Source organism: Streptomyces sp. 2114.4 (assembly GCF_900187385.1).
Lineage (GTDB): Bacteria > Actinomycetota > Actinomycetes > Streptomycetales > Streptomycetaceae > Streptomyces > Streptomyces mooreae.
In genome coordinates, this window is sequence record NZ_FYEY01000001.1 from 6199393 (window position 1) to 6217532 (window position 18140).

The following is an 18140-nucleotide window of genomic DNA, read 5'->3' on the forward strand; positions in this document are numbered from 1 at the left end:
GCCCGCCGCCGCCTGCCCCGGGCGCCCCGACATCCGCCGACTCCCTCCGCCGGGCCGTCCGAGCGGCCAAGATGGGTGGATGGGATTCCAAGTCGACTCCGAGGCCGGGCGGCTGCGCCGGGTCATCCTGCACCGCCCCGATCTGGAGCTGAAGCGGCTCACGCCCTCCAACAAGGACGCCTTGCTCTTCGACGACGTGCTGTGGGTGCGCCGGGCGCGGGCCGAGCACGACGGGTTCGCGGACGTGCTGCGCGACCGGGGGGTGGAGGTGCACCTCTTCGGGGACCTGCTCGCCGAGAGCCTGCAGATCCCCGCGGCGCGGAAGCTGGTCCTCGACCGGGTCTTCGACGAGAAGGAGTACGGGCCGCTGGCCACCGACCACCTGCGGTCGGCCTTCGAGGAACTGCCGGTGCCGGAGCTGGTGGAAGCGCTGGTCGGCGGCATGACCAAGCGTGAGTTCCTGGAACGGCATGCCGAGCCGACCTCGGTGCGCTTCCATGTGATGGATCTCGACGACTTCCTGCTGGGCCCGTTGCCCAACCACCTCTTCACCCGCGACACCTCCGCCTGGATCTACGACGGCGTCTCGATCAACTCGATGCGCTGGCCCGCCCGGCAGCGCGAGACCGTGCACTACGAGGCGATCTACCGCCACCACCCGCTCTTCCGTGACCAGGACTTCCATGTCTGGTCGGAGGGGCAGGCGGACTTCCCCTCGACCATCGAGGGCGGCGACGTCCTGGTGATGGGCAGTGGCGCGGTGCTGATCGGCATGAGTGAACGCACCACTCCACAGGCCGTGGAGCTGCTGGCGCGGGGGCTGTTCGCGGCGGGTTCGGCGCGCACGATCGTGGCGCTCGACATGCCCAAGCGCCGGGCCTTCATGCATCTCGACACCGTCATGACCATGATCGACGGTGATACCTTCACCCAGTACGAGGGGCTGGGGATGCTCCGCTCGTACACCATCGAACCGGGCTCGGGCGACCAGGACCTCAAGGTCACCGATCATCCGCCGGAGCATATGCACCGCGCCATAGCGGCCGCGCTGGGCCTGTCCGACATCCGGGTGCTGACCGCGACCCAGGACGTGCACTCGGCGGAGCGCGAGCAGTGGGACGACGGCTGCAACGTGCTGGCGGTGGAGCCGGGTGTGGTGGTGGCGTACGAGCGCAATGTCACCACCAACACCTTCCTCCGCAAGCGCGGCATCGAGGTGATCACGATTCCGGGGAGCGAGCTGGGGCGCGGACGCGGAGGGCCGCGCTGTATGAGCTGTCCGGTGGCGAGGGACGCGGTGCCGGGGGCAGCCTGGGCGTGAACCCGGATCCGTTCGGCAAGGCATGACCCCGGAGCCGTCCGGGGAGTGTGACCCGGTATCCCTTTCATGGGCGCCCCTCCGGGGGCGTGGCCCTGGTCCGTGGGAGAGGCGTCGGCCCGTACCTCACCGATGGCTCCGCATAGGGATGCGTGGGTACGTATATAATTCCAGGGTCGAGTCCGTTCCCACTGCCGCAAACCAGGAGCCCACCGATGGCGATAGACCTCACCGGCCGCCACTTCCTCAAGGAGCTGGACTTCAGCGCCGAGGAATTCTGCCGACTGATCGACCTGGCGGCCGAGCTGAAAGCGGCCAAGCGCGCCGGTACCGAGGTCCCGCGTCTCCAGGGCCGGAACATCGCCCTGATCTTCGAGAAGACCTCCACCCGGACCCGCTGCGCCTTCGAGGTCGCGGCCGCGGACCAGGGCGCCTCGACCACCTACCTGGACCCGTCCGGTTCGCAGATCGGCCACAAGGAGTCGGTGAAGGACACCGCCCGGGTCCTCGGCCGGATGTTCGACGGTATCGAATTCCGCGGGAGCCGCCAGTCCGACGTCGAGGAGCTGGCCGCCTACGCCGGAGTGCCGGTCTTCAACGGGCTGACCGACGACTGGCACCCGACCCAGATGCTCGCCGATGTGCTCACCATGGTCGAGCACGGCCGTGGCCGCCCCCTGGCCGAGACCGCCTTCGCCTACCTCGGCGACGCCCGCAACAACATGGGCAACTCCTACCTCGTCACCGGGGCCCTGCTCGGCATGGACGTACGGATCGTCGCGCCCCGGCAGCTCTGGCCCGAGGAGACGGTGGTCGCCAGTGCACAGGTGCTCGCCGAGACCAGCGGCGCCCGCCTCACGCTCACCGAGGACGTGACCGAGGGGGTGCGCGGCGCGGACTTCGTGACGACCGACGTCTGGGTCTCCATGGGTGAGCCGAAGGAGGTGTGGGACGAGCGGATCGCGCTGCTCGCCCCCTACGCGGTCACGATGGAGGTGCTGCGCGCGACCGGCAAGCCGGAGGTGAAGTTCCTGCACTGTCTGCCCGCGTACCACGACCTCGGTACCGCGGTCGGCCGGGAGATCCACGCCCGGCACGGGCTGTCGTCGCTGGAGGTCACCGACGAGGTCTTCGAGTCCGCGCACTCCGTCGTCTTCGACGAGGCGGAGAACCGGCTGCACACGATCAAGGCGGTGCTGGTCGCGACGCTCGGCCGGTAGGGCCGGCCGGCGGGCTACCGGGCGGGGCCGACGCCGGCCGCGGTGTCAGCGGCGGCGTGAGCGCTGCAGCTCGGGGAGGGTGAACCAGACGGCCTTGCCGCGGGGTGTGGGGCGGCAGCCGGACGCGGAGCTGAGGAACCGGATCAGCAGCAGTCCACGGCCGCGGCCGTGGCCCTCGCCCTCCCTCTCACCCGTATCCGCTTTCGTTCCCTCGTCCACGGCGGCGCAGACATTGCCGCCGTTGCTCTCGGCGTCGTCGGTCCTCTCGACGGCGTCATCCGCCCCGCGGGGGCCCTCCGCTGTGCCCGGCCCGTCCGCCCCGCCCGGCGTCCCCGCCGTGACCGGAACGTCCAGACCCGGCAGGGGCAGCGGGCCGCCGAGCCCCCGGACGAGGAGGGGATCGCTGTCGTGCACCTCGATCCGGCAGCCGGCCGGCCGCAGCTCCACCACCAGCTCGATGGGGTCCGTATCGCAGGTGTGCTTCAGGGCATTGGCGACGAGTTCGGCGGTCAGCAGCTGTGCGGTGGTGCGGTCGGCCGTGGCCCGGAGGTCCTGCAGGGCGGTCCTGACCATCGCGCGGGCGATGGGGACGGCCGTCGCGCCGCGCGGCAGCGTGATGCGCCAGGTCGAGGGTGCGGGCGGTTCCAGCATGTGCTGTCCGTTCCGTTCGCAAAATGCCGGGCCGGATACCTGAGGCCGGAGGGGACACGTCCACGGTAGGAAGCGCGCGGGCGGCCGGAGCAGGGGCGAGCGACCGGAAAGGGCACGACCTAAGTCATACGGCGGCCGGGACCTTCGACCGGTGGCGCCCCCCTGACGCGATGCCGCCATGAGGCGAGGACGCGATGACGTCCCGACCCGCCGCTATCGCGTCCTCGTGACGACAGTCACCAACCGGTGATAACTTCGACAAGGCATCCGGAACACCATCCACCCGGCCGGTCGGCCAAAGGGGGCAGGCAGCCCGATGAGCCCGTTCGCAGGATCAGCCCGCAGTACAGACGCCTGGCAACACATCCGCGTGACCAGGCAGGACGGGATCGCCACCGTCACGCTGTCGCGCCCGGACAAGCTCAATGCGCTCACCTTCGAGGCCTACGCCGACCTCCGCGATCTGCTCGCCGAGCTGTCCAGGGAGCGTTCCGTACGTGCCCTGGTGCTCGCGGGAGAGGGACGCGGCTTCTGCTCCGGCGGCGACGTCGAGGAGATCATCGGCGCCACCCTGGGCATGGACACCGCCCAGCTCCTGGACTTCAACCGGATGACCGGTCAGGTCGTACGAGCGGTGCGGGAGTGCCCGTTCCCCGTGATCGCGGCGGTGCACGGGGTCGCGGCCGGGGCGGGCGCGGTGCTCGCGCTGGCCGCGGACTTCCGTGTCGCCGACCCGTCCGCCCGTTTCGCCTTCCTCTTCACCAAGGTCGGCCTCTCCGGCGGTGACATGGGCGCGGCCTATCTGCTGCCCCGGGTGATCGGCCTCGGACACGCCACCCGCCTGCTGATGCTCGGCGACGCCGTCCGGGCCCCCGAGGCCGAACGGCTCGGCCTGATCAGTGAGCTGGCCGACGAGGGCCGGGCCGACGAGGCGGCCGCCGCGCTCGCCCGACGGCTCGCCGAGGGACCCGCGCTGGCACACGCCCAGACCAAGGCGCTGCTCACCGCGGAACTCGACATGCCGCTGGCCGCCGCCGTCGAAATGGACGCCGCCACCCAGGCGCTGCTGATGAACAGCGCCGACTACGCGGAATTCCACGCCGCCTTCACCGAGAAGCGGACGCCCAAGTGGCAGGGGAAATAACCATGCGGGTCGCCGTCATCGGCGGGGGACCGGGCGGGCTGTACGCCGCGGTCCTCCTCAAGCGCCTCGACCCCGCCCGCGAGATCACCGTCTGGGAGCGCAACGCGCCCGACGACACCTTCGGTTTCGGCGTGGTGCTCTCCGACGAGACCCTGGGCGGTATCGAGCACGCCGACCCGGAGGTCTACCGCGCCCTCCAGGCGGAGTTCGTCCGCTGGGACGACATCGACATCGTGCACCGCGGCCGCACCCTGACCTCCGGCGGCCACGGCTTCGCCGCGCTGGGGCGGCGCCGGCTGCTGGCCGTGCTCCACCGGCGCTGCCGCGAACTCGGCGTCGACCTGCGCTTTCGTACCGAGGCCCCGCCCGCCGCCGAGCTGGCCCGCACGCACGACCTGGTGATCGCCGCCGACGGGGTGCACAGCGCGACCCGCACCGCCCATGCCGACGCCTTCCGCCCGCAACTGACCACCCACCGCTGCCGCTACATCTGGCTCGCCGCCGACTTCGCCTTCGACGCCTTCCGCTTCGAGATCGCCGAGACCGAGCACGGCGTCGTACAGCTGCACGCCTACCCCTTCGCCGGACCCTCGCCCGCCCCGCAGCGCCCCGGGGCACCGCCCTCCGGGACGGCGGAAGGCACCCTCGGGGCCAGCACGGTCATCGTCGAGATGCGCGAGGAGGTCTGGCGGGCGGCCGGACTCGACCGCTGTGACGAGCGCGAGTCGGCGGAGTGGTGCGCCAAGGTCTTCACCGACGCGCTGCGCGGCCGGTCGTTGCGCTCCAACAACTCCAGCTGGATCGCCTTCCGTACGGTCGTCAACGACCGCTGGTCGCACGGCAACACGGTGCTGCTCGGCGACGCCGCGCACACCGCGCACTTCTCCATCGGCTCCGGCACCAAGCTCGCCGTCGAGGACGCCCTCGCGCTGGCGGCCTGCCTCCAGGAGCAGCCCGACACCGCCCGTGCCCTGGCCGCCTACGAGGAGGAGCGCCGCCCGGTCGTCGCCTCCACCCAGCGTGCCGCCCGCGCCAGCCTCGCCTGGTTCGAGGAGCTGGCCACCTACCTCGACCAGCCGCCCCACCAGTTCGCCTTCAACCTCCTCACCCGCAGCCGCCGCGTCACCCACGACAACCTGCGGCTGCGCGACCCCGGCTTCGTCGCCGCCGTCGAGCACGAGGCGGGCATCCCTTCCGCCACGCCCCCGATGTTCACGCCGTTCCGGCTGGGCGAGCTGACCCTGCGCAACCGCGTCGTGGTCTCCCCGATGGACATGTACTCCGCCGCGGACGGCGACGGAACCCCCGGTGACTTCCACCTCGTCCACCTCGGGGCCCGCGCGCTGGGGGGTGCCGGGCTGGTGATGACGGAGATGGTGTGTGTCAGCCCCGAGGGCCGGATCACACCGGGCTGTACGGGGCTGTACGCGCCGGAACACGAGACGGCCTGGCGCCGGGTCACCGACTTCGTCCACACCTCGGCGCCCGGCACCGCCATCGGCGTCCAGCTCGGCCACTCCGGCCGCAAGGGCTCGACCCGGCTGATGTGGGAGGGCATCGACCAGCCGCTCCAGGACGGCAACTGGCCCGTCGTGGCGCCCTCCGCGCTGCCTTACCGGGCCGGCGTCAACCAGATCCCGCATGCCTTGTCAGCGGACGGGCTGCACACCGTCCGCGAGCAGTTCGTCCGCGCGGCGGAGTCGGCCGCCCGGGCGGGCTTCGACCTTCTCGAACTCCACTGCGCCCACGGCTACCTGCTCTCCGGCTTCCTCTCTCCGCTCACCAACCACCGTACCGACGCCTATGGCGGCGATCTCACCGGCCGGCTGCGCTTCCCGCTGGAGGTCTTCGACGCGGTGCGCGCCGTCTGGCCGGCCGGCCGGCCGATGACGGTCCGGATCTCGGCAACCGACTGGGCGGCCGGCGGCACCACCGCGGACGACGCGGTGGCGATCGCGCGCGCCTTCGCCGAGCACGGCGCCGACGCCATCGATGTGTCCACCGGACAGGTCGTCCCCGACGAGCGCCCCGACTACGGCCGCTCCTACCAGACGCCGTTCGCGGACCGGATCCGCAACACCCTCGGTGTGCCGGTCATCGCGGTCGGCGCCCTCTCCTCCTGGGACGACGTCAACTCCCTGGTGCTGGCCGGTCGCGCTGACCTGTGCGCACTGGCCCGACCGCATCTGTACGACCCGCACTGGACGCTGCACGCGGCCGCGGAGCAGGGGTACGCGGGGCCGGGCGCCGTCTGGCCGCTGCCCTACCAGGCGGGCAGCCGCACCCCGCCCACCGGGCGCACCGATGCGCCGAAGCCCCGCCTCACGCTGCGGTGACGGGGAGGCACGGGCAGCGGGGGCGGGGCCGTTCCGGGGCCGGTCAGGGCGTCGGTACGCAGGTGATCTGCGCCGAGACCACCGGCTTGTCGTGCTGTTCGACGGTGACCTCGACCTGCCGTCGGTCGCCGTCGGTGTGGTCCGTGGTGCGCGCCTCCACCCAGGTCGGCGCATCGAGTTCGGCGTAGCGCTCGAAGGCACAGTCCATCGAGGCGGGCACGGTGAAGCCGGGCGTTGCCGCCTGCGCGGCCTGCCGGGCGGCCTCGACGATCAGCATGCCGGGCGCGTGGTCCACGGGATGGTCGAAGAGCACCGGGTGCGAGGTGTCCACCCGCAGTTGCCAGCGGTCGGGGCGGTCGGTGGGGGAGAGCACCACATCGCGGTCGTGTTCCCGGGCGACCAACTGCGGGGCGACGGCCCCCGGCAGCGGCAGTTTCCGGGAGTTGGCGAGGGCCAGATCGCTGTATTCGCCGCGCAGCCGCCGGTAGACGGCCGGGCTGTGGCAGGAGTAGATGAGCGTCGCGGAAGCCAGGTCGGCGCCGTCGCACACGATCCGGAATTCCTGGTGGACGCTGACCAGCCGGCTGCCACGGCGGACCAGGTCGTGGTCGGTGACGTGCAGCGTGACCTCGGCCGGATGGTCCGCGGCGCGCAGCGCCTGCGGCGCGAGGTCATAGCGGACCCGCTGCCAGATGATCGGGTGGTCCAGCGGCACCTGGTACGCGACATGGCTCAGTAATATCCCGGCCTGCCGGACGGTCTCTATCAGCAGCACCGGGTCGTGCAGCCCGTGGACCGGACCGTAGAAGGTGTGGGCCCGCGGCCACTGGGCGCTGACCACCCAGCCTTGGTCGTCGCGCCGCCAGTTGGTCAGGAAGACCTCGGATACGGCGGCGCGGTGGACGTACTCGCGCGGCACGGTCATGGTGAGCTCCGACGGCTGGATCCCGTCGGCGAACCGGCCTCCGAGGTCGTGGCGCTGATCGCGTGAGTACGGCGTGAGCGTGGCGCCGGCCATAGGCCTTCCTTTCTGTGTGCGGCTCTCAACGCCCTGACGGGCCGAGCCTCGGTGATGACAGCCCGACCATAAGATACGGCCCAAGCGGTTTGTTTTTCGACCCCTCGAACGAGTCCTGCTCCGCCGGGGCGGCGGGGGCAGGGCCTCAGGCCGGGATCTTCACACTGCGGCCGTGCGGATCCAGGTGGCCCAGCGCGCCCGGTGACGCCAGACCCGGCAGGGTGTGCTTCCACAGGGCCGTCACGCGCTCCGGGAGGTCGGCGCGGTTGGTCGCGGCCCGTGAGAACAACTGCACTCCCATATACGCGGAGACGAAGAACTCGGCCGCCCGGTCCGGGGCCACGCCCGCCAGCAGCTCGCCATTGTCGCGGGCCTCGGTGAACATCGTCGTGATGATGTCGATCCAGGCCTGGTACGGCACGAGCGGGTCCTCGCTGAACGTCGTCTCGACCGCGATCCGGGTGCCGGCCTGCAGCAACGGGTCACTGCGCAGGGCCAGCGCCACCTGATGGGTGAAGTCGATGGCGTCCTGCAGCCGGGACTCGCTGACTTGTGGAAGGAACGGATCCGTCTGCTCCGTTATCACCGCGCGGGCCAGTGCGTCCTTGGACCTGAAGTGGAAGTACACCGCTCCCTTGGTGACCCCGGCGCGCTGGATGATCTCGGCCATCGTGGCGGCCTGGTATCCGCGGCTGCCGATGACATGAGCCGCTGCTTCGAGGACGGCACGTCGGGTGCGCACTGCGCGTTCCTGCTTGACCACCGATCATCCTCCGTATGCTCTCTTGGAGTTGTTGTGCCTGAGTGCGACCCGCTGCCCGTGGCCGCGCAGTCTATTTCCGCATCATAAAGAAGCCAACCATGCGGTATTGAATTGCGTGGAACGGGCGGGAAGTCCGAAGGGCGCGATCCGGCGTCGCGAACCGCTGCGATGCCGTCGAGCACCACGAGCGCGAGGAGCTGTCCGATGCCCCCCACCGTCGTCCCCGCCATACCCACCGTGCACCGCGAGGTCCGGCTCGCCGAGCGCCCCGACGGTGAACTGACCACAGGTCACTTCGCCGTCGTCGAGGTCCCGGTGCCCGAGCCCGCACCGGGGCAGGTACTGGTGCGTACCCGCCTGATGGCGGTGACCGCGGCGATGCGGACGCAGATGGCCGGAATGCGGCTGCCCATGGCCTCATTTGTGCCGGGTGAGGCGCTGTGGGGCTCCGCGGTCGGTGAGGTGGTGGCGGCTCCCGGCGGCGGCTTCGCGCCCGGCGAACTGGTCCATCATCCTTACGGCTGGCGCGAGTTCGCGGCCGTCGACGAGTCGCGTGTCCGGCGGCTGGCGGCGGACGAGCTGCCGACTGTGGCCGCGCACCTCTCGCAGGGGGCGACGGCCTGGGGTGCGCTGCGCCTCGCCGCCGAGGTGCGGCCGGGGGACACGGTCTTCGTCACCGGGGCGGCGGGCGGTGTGGGCAGTCTGGCCGGGCAGCTGGCGCGGCGGATGGGCGCCGGGCGGGTCGTCGGCAGCACCGGCTCGGAGCGCAAGGCGGCCCGGCTGCGGGCCGAGCTGGGGTACGACGACACGATCGTGCGCGGCGCCGCGCCGATCGAACGCCAGCTGCGCCGGGCGGCGCCGGGCGGCATCGATGTGCTGCTGGACACCGTGGGCGGCGAACAGCTCACGGCGGCACTTGCCATGGCGCGCCCCGATGCGCGGTTCGCGCTGGTCGGCGCGCTCTCCAGCCAGCTGGGCGGGGGCCTGGGCGCCGCCGCCCCGGTCGAGCTGGACGCGGGGCTGATCATCACCCGGCGGGTGCTCCTGCGGGGCTTCGGCCTGCACGCGCATCCGGACCTGCCGCAGGAGTGGACAAAGGAGTTCGGCCAGGGCCTGCGGGAGGGCTCCCTGGTCTTCCCGCATGCCCTTCTGAAGGGGATCGAGCAGGCGCCACGGGCGCTGTGCGAACTCACCCAGGGGCGTCATGTCGGGTCCGTGCTGGTCGAGTTGTGAGACCTGGGCGCGCGGGCCGGACGGGTCGGCGGGTAAAGGCCCCGCGGCCGGTCCGGGTCAGCCGGCCGCGGTGATCTGTGTCGGTGCCGGGATGCCGACGGCGGGAACCTGTCCGGGCGCGGCCGGCAGCAACGCCCACAGCCCGGCCACGGCCTCGCGCTCCCACCACGTCCGGTCCTCGCTGCCCAGGTGGAGCAGGCCCACCACGAGCGAGGTCAACAGCTGTGCCGTGCGCCGCGGTTCGGTGTCCGACGCATGCGGTCCGACCGGCCCGCCGGTCCCGCAGGTCATCGCCTTGTCGAGGAAGAGCGCGTACCAGCGCTGCTCCAGGGCGTAGATGCCGAGCCCCGGCGCGGTCTCCGGACGCAACCGCAGCCCGGCGCGCAGCACGGCGTCCGACTGCACCCGCCCGAACAGCTCGACGGTGAAGTCCCTTACGGCGATGGTCAGTGGCTCCGGTGAGCGGGTGAAGGCGTCCTCGATCTCCTGGAGTGTCGCGAGCGCCGCGTCCCGCACCGCGAGCGTGAGGTCGTCCTTGGAGGTGAAGTGGAAGTAGAGCGCTCCCTTGCTCAGCCTGGCCCGCCGGCTGATCTCGACCATGCCCGCGGCGGGTACCCCCTTCTCCAGGAAGGTCTCTGCGGCCGAGCGGATGAGTGCCTGGCGGCTCTGGATGGCGCGATGCTGGGTGGGCACGGTGTCCGTCCCGTCTCTAGTACGGCTGCGAGCTCAATGCAGTCTACATAGAAAACCAACCATGCGGTTCTGTATGCTGCGGGTGATTGGCCTGAACTGGCAGGCCCTGACGCAAAGTCAGCGTTCGGCCGCTCGGTCGGAGTCCCGGCGGCCGTTTCGGCGCCATCCCTCCCAGTCTGGCCCCCGGCTGGGGTGTTGTCGACCCGTCAGGGGCGGTCGGGGTCCATTGACAAACAGCGCAGGCGGTTTTTAAATCTCCGAAGGCGGTAATCGGGAAGGTCCCTTCCGTTGCAGCCGCCTTGACGGTCGCGTACCGCCGTTGGACAGCGGTGCGTCATGGCGAGACCGCCTCTGCCTTCACCGGTCCTCGACCGCAGGCCGCCCCACCAGCCGAGCCAGCAACGTCACCCGACCCCCTGCACCCCCATCGGAATCCGGAAAGGTCTCCAGCCATGCGCGTAGCAACGGAAGTCGAACGTCCCGTGAGAGGTACACGGGGCGCCGGCGGCGAGACGATCAGGGCCGCCGTCTTCGACCTGGACGGCACGCTCGCCAATACCCTGCCCCCGATCAGCAAGCTGCTGGTCAAGGTGGCCTCGGAACAGGGGTGCTCGGTGACCGCCCGGCAGGCCGCCTCCGCCATCGGCAAACCGCCCGGCCCCGCCTTCGGCCGGCTGCTGGGCAAGCCCGAGGACGACGGCCGGGTGCAGGCGGCCATCTCCCGCTACCGCGAACTGTTCGCCTATGAAGTCCTGTGCCAGGGACCGCAGCTGCTCTTCCCGGGGGTGACCGCCGGACTGTCCGCGCTGCGCGCCCATGGCGTGGAGCTGGCCGTCGCCACGTCCAAGACCACCCGCAGCGCCGAGGCGCTGCTCGACGTCATGGGCATCCGGGATCTGGTCGGCCCGGTCATCGGCCAGGACATGGTCCGGCGTGGCAAACCGCACCCGGAGATGGTGCTGCGGGCGGCCGGCCGGCTCGGTGTCGCGGCCTGGCAGAGCGCGTATGTGGGGGACACCGTGGGGGACATGAGGATGGCGGTCACCGCGCGGATGGAGCCGGTCGCGGTGACCTACGGGCTCGGCACGTTCGGCGAGCTCGCCGCGGTCGCCGGCACCCGGATGTGCGGCTCGTTCAAGGACGTGGTCTCGGTGATCGCTGCTGCCCGGCCACGGCCGGGCGTCGGGGTGGGGGCCCAGCCGCGCCGTCGCTGAGGCGGCGGGTGGCGGAGCGCGGACGCTACGTCTCGGTGGTCACCGCGTGCGCGTAACGGGCCCCGGCGGTCTGCAGCGCGGCGTGCAGTCGGCTGAACACCTCCGCCGCGCGGCCCCCCGGCCAGTCCTCCGGCAGGAGGGGAGAGGGCAGTCCGGGATCCGCGTAGGGCAGCTGACGCCAGGCGTCCAGCGCCGGCAGATAGTCGCGGAAGGCCGCTTCGGGGGGCACCGAGCGGCGCCGCGACCACTGCCGCAGGACGGGTTCCTGCTCGTCGAGGAAGGCGCGGTGGCGCGCGGCGAGGGCGTCCAGGTCCCACCAGCGGGCCACCGCGTCCGCCGTGGGGGTGAAACCGGCGTGCGCACCGGTGAACAGGTCGACGTACGGGGAGAGTTGCAGCCGCTCCAGGGTGTGCCGGGTCTCCTCGTAGAGGTGTGCGGGGGCGATCCACACACCCGGTGCCGCGGTGCCGAAACCGAGCCGCGACAGCCGGGAGCGCAGCAGATGCCGCTTGTGGCGCTCCTCCTCGGGGACGGAGAAGACGGCCAGCACCCAGCCGTCGGACAGCCGGGCGGCCGGGCGGCCGAAGATCCGCCGGTCGCCGTCCTCCAGCAGCTGACGGGCCGCGTCGGACAGCCCGTACGCGGCCGCGCCGGTGGCCGTACGCGCGGGGACCAGCAGCCCGCGCCGCTTGAGCCGGGAGACCGCGGAGCGCACCGACGGCGGATCCACCCCGAGCACACCGAGGAGCCGGATCAGGGCGGCGACCGGCACCGGAGCGTCCGTTCCGCCCGCCGGCCCGGCCCCGCCGCGTCCGTAGGCGCCGTAGAACGTGACGATCAGGGACCGTGGGGTGCGCTGTGTTTGCTGGTCGTTCACCGGGTCACTCTAGAGGGGGTCCCGCAGCCGGAAGCGCTGGAGCTTGCCGGTCGGGGTGCGCGGCAGTGAGGTGTGGAAGACGATCTCGCGCGGGCATTTGTAGGGCGCGATCCGGGTCTTGGTGAAGGCGCGGAGCGCGGCGACGGTGTCCTCCCCCGGGCAGGCCCCGGGCCGCAGCACGACATGGGCGACGACCACCTGCCCGCGGTCCTCGTCGGCCCGTCCCACCACCGCCGCCTCGGACACGTCGGGGTGCCGCAGCAGCGCGTCCTCCACCTCGGGGCCCGCGATGTTGTAGCCGGCCGAGATGATCATGTCGTCCGCGCGGGCCACATAGCGGAAGTAGCCGTCCGGTTCGCGGACATAGGTGTCTCCGGTGAGGTTCCAGCCGTCCCGCACGTAGTCGGTCTGCCGGGAGTCGGCGAGATAGCGGCAGCCGGTGGGCCCCTGGACGGCGAGCAGCCCCGGTTCGCCGTCCGGCAGCGGCGTGCCGTCCGCGCCGACCACCCGCGCCCGGAAGCCGGGGACCGGCACCCCCGTCGTCCCCGGGCGGGCCGCGCCGTCGGCGGCCGAGAGGAAGATGTGCAGCAGCTCCGTGGCGCCGATGCCGTTGATGATCCGCAGACCGGTCGCCTCGTACCAGGCATGCCAGGTCGCGGCGGGCAGGTTCTCCCCGGCCGATACGCACCGGCGCAGCGAGGAGACGTCGTGCCCGGAGAGCTTGGGCAGCATGGCGCGGTAGGCGGTCGGCGCGGTGAACAGCACCGAGATCCGGTGCGCCGCGATATCGCCGAGCAGGCGCTCGGGTCCGCCCCAGTCGGCGAGGAAGGCCGAGGCGCCGGCCCGCAGCGGGAAGATCACCAGCCCGCCGAGCCCGAAGGTGAAGCCGAGCGGCGGGCTGCCGGCGAACACGTCGTCCGTTTCCGGACGCAGCACCTGTGCCGAGAAGGTGTCCGCGATGGCGAGCACATCGCGGTGGAAGTGCATACAGCCCTTGGGGCGGCCGGTGGTGCCGGAGGTGAAGGCGATCAGCGCCACATCGTCGGCGGAGGTCTCCACGGCCGGGTACGGCGCGCCGCCGGGCCGGGCCAGCTGCCGCAGATCGCCCGGCCCGTCCCCGCCGAACGTGGTGATCCGCAGCCCCGGGATCCCGGCCTCGACCAGGTCGTCGACCGAGCGGACGTCGCACAGCGCATGGCGCACCTGCGCGATCGCCGCGATCGTGGCCAGCTCCTTCGGGCGCTGCGCGGCCAGCACGGTGACCGCGACCGCGCCCGCCTTCATCACGGCGAGCCAGCAGGCCGCCAGCCAGGGCGTGGTGGGCCCGCGCAGCAGGACGCGGTTGCCCGGCTCCACCCCCAGCGGGCCGGTGAGCGCACGGGCGATCGCGTCGACCTGCGCACGCAGCTGCCCGTACGTCCAGACCGGGCCGCTCGCGTCACGGACCGCGGGCCGGTCGGCGCCGAGCCGCGCGATGGTGCCGTCCAGCAGCTCGGCGCCGCAGTTCAGCCGGTCGGGGTAGCCCAGGTCGGTGAGGTGCGGCCACTGGTCGTGGGGCGGCAGCCGGTCGCGCGCGAAGGTGTCGGTGTGGGCCGAGGACCGTAGCTCCATGGCGTATGCCCCCCAGGGCGTGTCTTACGGATCATGGCGGACTCGCGAGAAGGGGGCCGACGAGCGGCCGGGAGACGGCGGGGCGAGGGTGAGGGACGGTGCGGTGACCGCTCGGGGCGGCGCGGTTGCCTGCTCGTTCCACGGGTCGGGTACTGCCGTTCGGATCCGTCGTCAGCGTAACGTGTTCGTGACGGCAGTCAACAGACCGCGATAGAGGACCGCTACCAGGGAGCCGCCTCGTGACCGTATTCGCGCTGGGACCGGAGGAACAGGAATGGTGCGCCGAACTGCGGGCGCTGACGGCCGAACGGCTGAGCCCGCTGGCGGAGAAGGGCGAGGAGGGCCGGCTCAACCGCCCGCTGGTCGCGGCCCTGGGCGAACTGGGCCTGCTGCGCCGCCTGTTCCCCGACGGCAGGGCCCTGCGCGCCCTGGACCTGTGCCTGCTGCGGGAATCGCTCGCCCAGGAGTGCACGGAGGCGGAGACCGCACTGGCGCTCCAGGGGCTGGGGGCCTGTCCGATCGTGCAGTCCGGGACCGAGGCCCAGCGCGCCCGCTGGCTGCCGCAGGTGGCCGCGGGGCGCGCGGTCGCGTCGTTCGCGCTGAGCGAGCCGGGCGCGGGCTCGGACGCCGCCGCGCTCTCCCTGGCCGCCGAGCCGGACGGCCCGGACGGCTGGCGGCTCACCGGTGAGAAGTGCTGGATCTCCAACGCCCCCGAGGCGGACTTCGCCACCGTCTTCGCCCGGACGGGCGGTGCGGCGGGCGCGCGCGGGGTCACCGCCTTCCTCGTCCCCGCCGACCGTCCGGGCCTGACCGGTGCGCGCCTGGACATGCTCAGCCCGCATCCGATCGGCACGCTCCAGTTCGACGGCACGCCCGTGACCAGGGCGGATGTCCTGGGCGAGGTGGACGGTGGCTTTGCCGTCGCGATGGCCACCCTGAACCTCTTCCGGCCGAGCGTCGGCGCCTTCGCGGTCGGCATGGCGCAGGCCGCGCTGGACGCGGCGCTGGCGCACGCGGGCGCGCGCACCGCGTTCGGCGGCCCCCTCAGGGACCTGCAGTCGGTCGGCCACCAGCTCGCCGAGATGGCCACCCGGGTCGAGTCCGCCCGCCTCCTGGTGTACGCGGCCGCCTCCGCGTACGACACCGGGGCCCCGGACATCGCCCGCCGCTCGGCCATGGCCAAGCTGCTGGCGACCGAGACCGCTCAGTACGTCGTCGACGCCGCCGTCCAGATCCACGGTGCCCGCGCACTGCGCCGCGGCCACCTGCTGGAACACCTCTACCGCGAGGTCCGTGCACCCCGCATCTACGAGGGCGCCACGGAGGTGCAGCGCTCGATCATCGCCAAGGAGCTGTACCGACACCGCCCCTGAACTCCCCTGCGGAGCACAGGCGTTGCCCGACTCCGCGGTGGACCTTCCGGACCTGGCCGCAGGGTGCGGTGCCCGGTCGGCGCCCGCTGCGTACGCGCACCCGTACGGGCGGACGCCGGAGCCCGGCCGACGGGCGGTTGTCAGTGCCGGGTGGCACGCTGAATTCAGAGGATCCGCGAAGGGAAGCGTCATGATCACTACTGACTTCGTCCCGGGCTCCCCGTGCTGGCTCGACCTCGGCGCCCCCGATGTCGAGGTCGCAACGGCCTTCTACCGGGCCGTCTTCGGCTGGCGGTCCGAACCCTACGGTGACCAGGACGCGGGCGGATATACGCTCTTCCGGCTCGACGGCACGGCTGTCGGCGCGGTCGGCCCGCTCCCCGAGGAGGGCGCCCGCTCCGCCTGGACGCTCTACTTCCACACCCCCGACGCACAGGCCACGGCCAAGGCGGTGGAGCAGGCCGGCGGCTCGGTCCGCTCGGCGCCCGCCCTGGTCGGTGCGGACGACGGCAGGTTCGCCCGGCTCGCCGACCCGCAGGGCGCGGAGTTCGCCGTCTGGCAGCCGGTGCGCTACCCGGGCCTCGAAGCCGCGGACGGTGCCGGAAGCCTGTGCTGGACGGAGCTGTACACCACCGATCCGGCCGCCGCGCAGACCTTCTACTCGACGGTCTTCGGCTGGAGCACCCAGGACATACCGCTCCCCGGTGGTGGCGGCATCTACACCCTGCTCACCCCCGCGGGATGCGGCGAGGACCGGACGCACGGCGGCCTCATGGGCGTCCCCGCCGATCTGCTCGGCCCCGGCGGAAAGCCGTACTGGCACCCGGTGTTCGGCTCCAAGGACTGCGACGCCACCGTAGGCCTGGTGACGGGCAATGGCGGCACGCTGTCCATGGGCCCGGAAACCGCCGCGGGCGTCGGCCGGCTCGCCGTCTGCAACGACTCCTCGGGCGCGGAGTTCGTGGTGCTCACGCCTGAGGAGGCCGGGTGACCGTGGCGGCGCCCCCTTGGCGCTTGGCGCCGGAGCCGACGCGCTCCACCGATCGCCACCCCCGGCGCCCACCCACGCCGATGCCGGAGAGCCGGATGCGGGCTGCCCGATGACCTGGCACTCCGGGTTCGGTAGGGAGCAGGCCCGCGCCGCCTAGCGACACCCAGCGGCCCGACGGTCTTGGCGACACCTCGCGCCACCACGACCTCCCTGCCAAGTGCGGTGCCCACCAGACAACTTGGCCGGGGGCTGAGCAGCCCCTGCCCTCCTCCTCTTCCTGATCCCCGGCCTCAGGTCATCCTCGCCCCGTCCCCCCCCGCCGGCTGAGCGCACCAGGGCCGGAGGGGGGAGAGCCCCACCTGGACCCGGGGGCCCGCAGGATCGGCCCCGGGCAGCAGCTCCGGACATGCTGGGCCCAGCGCAAATCGCTGGTTTCCCCACGCATCCGTAGGAGTGGGCTCATGTGTGAGCAGACAGGGCAGAAGTCTCGTTCTTCCGGGCGGCTGCGGGGTGGTGGCCGGCGCGGAACCGTGCCCGCTGCGGCCGCGGTGGCTTTCGGCGTCCTGATGACGGGCGCCCTGGCGCCGCCCGCGGCGTCCGCTGCCGCCAGGGCACGGCCGGACACCATCCAGCGGGGCCTGAGCGCTCTGGTGCACACCGACGGCCTGCCCGCTGCGCTGGCGAGCGTCAAGGACCGCGAGGGCCGCACCCGTACCTACACCGCAGGGGTGGGCGACCTGGCCACCGGCTCGAAGGTGCCCCAGGACGGTCAGGTGCGGGTCGGCAGCAACACCAAGGTGTTCACCGCGGTGGTCGTACTGCAACTGGTCGGTGAAGGAAAGGTCGGCCTCGACGCCACGGTCGACACCTATCTGCCGGGCCTCGTACGCGGGGATGGGATCGACGGACGCCACCTCACCGTCCGTCAGCTCCTGCAGCACACCAGTGGACTTCCCAACTACACCGCCTACCTCGGCGACGACGTCCGGTACTTCGAGCCCCGGGAACTCGTCGACATCGCTCTCCAGCACAAGGCCGACTTCGAGCCCGGGACGAAATGGGAGTACAGCAACACGAACTACGTGCTGGCCGGCCTGATCATCCAGAAAGTCACCGGCCGGCCCCTCGCCGAGGAGCTGGACCGGCGCATCATCCAGCGCATCGGGCTGCGCCACACCTCTTTCCCCGCCCCCGGTGACAGGACCATCAAAGAACCCCATCCCCACGGCTACCACCGGGACGCCGCCGGCGCGCCGCTGCGTGACGTCACGGACACGGACCCCTCCTGGGGCTGGGCGGCAGGTCAGATGCTCTCCACCAACTCCGACCTCAACCGGTTCTTCACCGCGCTCCTGACCGGTCGCCTCCTCCCGGCGGCCCAGCTCGCCCAGATGCGCACCACCGTCCCCGCTGCCTACCTCGGCCCCGGCGCCCGCTACGGACTGGGCCTCGTCAGCAGGCCCCTGTCATGCGGCGGTGTCTACTGGGGCCACGGCGGCAGCCTCCCGGGATACGAGACCCGCGGCGGCGCCACCGACGACGGCCGCGCCGCCCACATCGCGGTAACCATGCAGCCGACCGACAAGGCGGTCATGAAGCGCACCGAACGCGTCGTGGACACCGCCTTGTGCCGGTGAACTGCGACACTTCCGGTGAGAAGAGGCGCTGGATCTGGCTCGCGTCGAGGGCGAAGAGGCG

General features: G+C 72.1%; 15 protein-coding genes. 9 read left to right on the top strand and 6 right to left on the bottom strand.

The annotated features are described in order from the left end of the window. The first annotated feature begins 79 nt into the window (after window positions 1-79). Both CFW40_RS27300 and argF read left to right on the top strand, forming a co-directional pair. Window positions 80-1321, top strand: a complete 1242-nt coding sequence (locus tag CFW40_RS27300) for an arginine deiminase (protein ID WP_088800502.1) — start codon at window positions 80-82, stop codon at window positions 1319-1321. Window positions 1322-1533: 212 nt separating this feature from the next. Continuing rightward, window positions 1534-2538 (top strand): ornithine carbamoyltransferase, encoded by a 1005-nt coding sequence (argF, locus tag CFW40_RS27305; RefSeq protein ID WP_088800503.1) that lies wholly within the window; start codon window positions 1534-1536, stop codon window positions 2536-2538. A 45-nt stretch (window positions 2539-2583) separates the two neighbouring features. On the opposite strand, the gene CFW40_RS27310 is transcribed toward argF, so the two are convergent. After that, window positions 2584-3189 (bottom strand): ATP-binding protein, encoded by a 606-nt coding sequence (locus CFW40_RS27310; RefSeq protein WP_088800504.1) that lies wholly within the window; start codon window positions 3187-3189, stop codon window positions 2584-2586. A gap of 316 nt (window positions 3190-3505) precedes the next feature. Here CFW40_RS27310 and CFW40_RS27315 point away from each other — a divergent pair, with 316 nt between their 5' ends. Further along, window positions 3506-4333 (top strand): enoyl-CoA hydratase family protein, encoded by an 828-nt coding sequence (locus CFW40_RS27315; RefSeq protein ID WP_088800505.1) that lies wholly within the window; start codon window positions 3506-3508, stop codon window positions 4331-4333. Between the two features lie 2 nt (window positions 4334-4335). Further along, on the top strand, window positions 4336-6669 hold the full coding sequence (locus CFW40_RS27320) for a bifunctional salicylyl-CoA 5-hydroxylase/oxidoreductase (RefSeq protein WP_088800506.1): 2334 nt from the start codon (window positions 4336-4338) through the stop codon (window positions 6667-6669). Window positions 6670-6712: 43 nt separating this feature from the next. Here CFW40_RS27320 and CFW40_RS27325 read toward each other — a convergent pair whose 3' ends face one another. Both CFW40_RS27325 and CFW40_RS27330 read right to left on the bottom strand, forming a co-directional pair. After that, window positions 6713-7687 carry a ScbA/BarX family gamma-butyrolactone biosynthesis protein gene (locus tag CFW40_RS27325; RefSeq protein WP_088800507.1) on the bottom strand — a complete coding sequence of 325 codons (975 nt, stop codon included), beginning with the start codon at window positions 7685-7687 and terminating at the stop codon, window positions 6713-6715. A gap of 145 nt (window positions 7688-7832) precedes the next feature. After that, window positions 7833-8429: a ScbR family autoregulator-binding transcription factor gene (locus CFW40_RS27330; RefSeq protein WP_256331271.1), complete on the bottom strand. Its 597-nt coding sequence runs from the start codon at window positions 8427-8429 to the stop codon at window positions 7833-7835. Between the two features lie 225 nt (window positions 8430-8654). Here CFW40_RS27330 and CFW40_RS27335 point away from each other — a divergent pair, with 225 nt between their 5' ends. Beyond that, complete coding sequence (locus tag CFW40_RS27335) at window positions 8655-9683, top strand: NADP-dependent oxidoreductase (protein ID WP_088800509.1); 1029 nt, start codon at window positions 8655-8657, stop codon at window positions 9681-9683. Window positions 9684-9740: 57 nt separating this feature from the next. Here the strand turns inward: CFW40_RS27335 and CFW40_RS27340 are convergent, their stop codons facing one another. Then, window positions 9741-10376: a TetR/AcrR family transcriptional regulator gene (locus CFW40_RS27340; protein WP_088800510.1), complete on the bottom strand. Its 636-nt coding sequence runs from the start codon at window positions 10374-10376 to the stop codon at window positions 9741-9743. Between the two features lie 482 nt (window positions 10377-10858). Here CFW40_RS27340 and CFW40_RS27345 point away from each other — a divergent pair, with 482 nt between their 5' ends. Beyond that, entirely contained in the window at window positions 10859-11590 is a 732-nt protein-coding gene (locus tag CFW40_RS27345) for an HAD family hydrolase (RefSeq protein WP_256331270.1), read from the top strand. 25 nt (window positions 11591-11615) lie between these two features. Here the strand turns inward: CFW40_RS27345 and CFW40_RS27350 are convergent, their stop codons facing one another. Continuing rightward, window positions 11616-12467, bottom strand: a complete 852-nt coding sequence (locus tag CFW40_RS27350; RefSeq protein ID WP_088800512.1) for a PaaX family transcriptional regulator C-terminal domain-containing protein — start codon at window positions 12465-12467, stop codon at window positions 11616-11618. 9 nt (window positions 12468-12476) lie between these two features. Then, window positions 12477-14078, bottom strand: coding sequence for an AMP-binding protein (locus CFW40_RS27355; protein ID WP_088800513.1), 1602 nt, complete (start codon window positions 14076-14078; stop codon window positions 12477-12479). Window positions 14079-14317: 239 nt separating this feature from the next. On the opposite strand from CFW40_RS27355, the gene CFW40_RS27360 reads away from it, so the two are divergent. From CFW40_RS27360 to CFW40_RS27370, 3 genes are all read left to right on the top strand, one after another. Further along, window positions 14318-15451: an acyl-CoA dehydrogenase family protein gene (locus tag CFW40_RS27360; protein ID WP_088800514.1), complete on the top strand. Its 1134-nt coding sequence runs from the start codon at window positions 14318-14320 to the stop codon at window positions 15449-15451. Window positions 15452-15641: 190 nt separating this feature from the next. Continuing rightward, window positions 15642-16442, top strand: a complete 801-nt coding sequence (locus CFW40_RS27365; protein ID WP_088800515.1) for a VOC family protein — start codon at window positions 15642-15644, stop codon at window positions 16440-16442. Window positions 16443-16903: 461 nt separating this feature from the next. After that, a complete protein-coding gene (locus CFW40_RS27370) occupies window positions 16904-18079 on the top strand; it encodes a serine hydrolase (RefSeq protein WP_088800516.1) in 1176 nt (391 codons plus the stop codon). The last annotated feature ends 61 nt before the right edge of the window (window positions 18080-18140 follow it).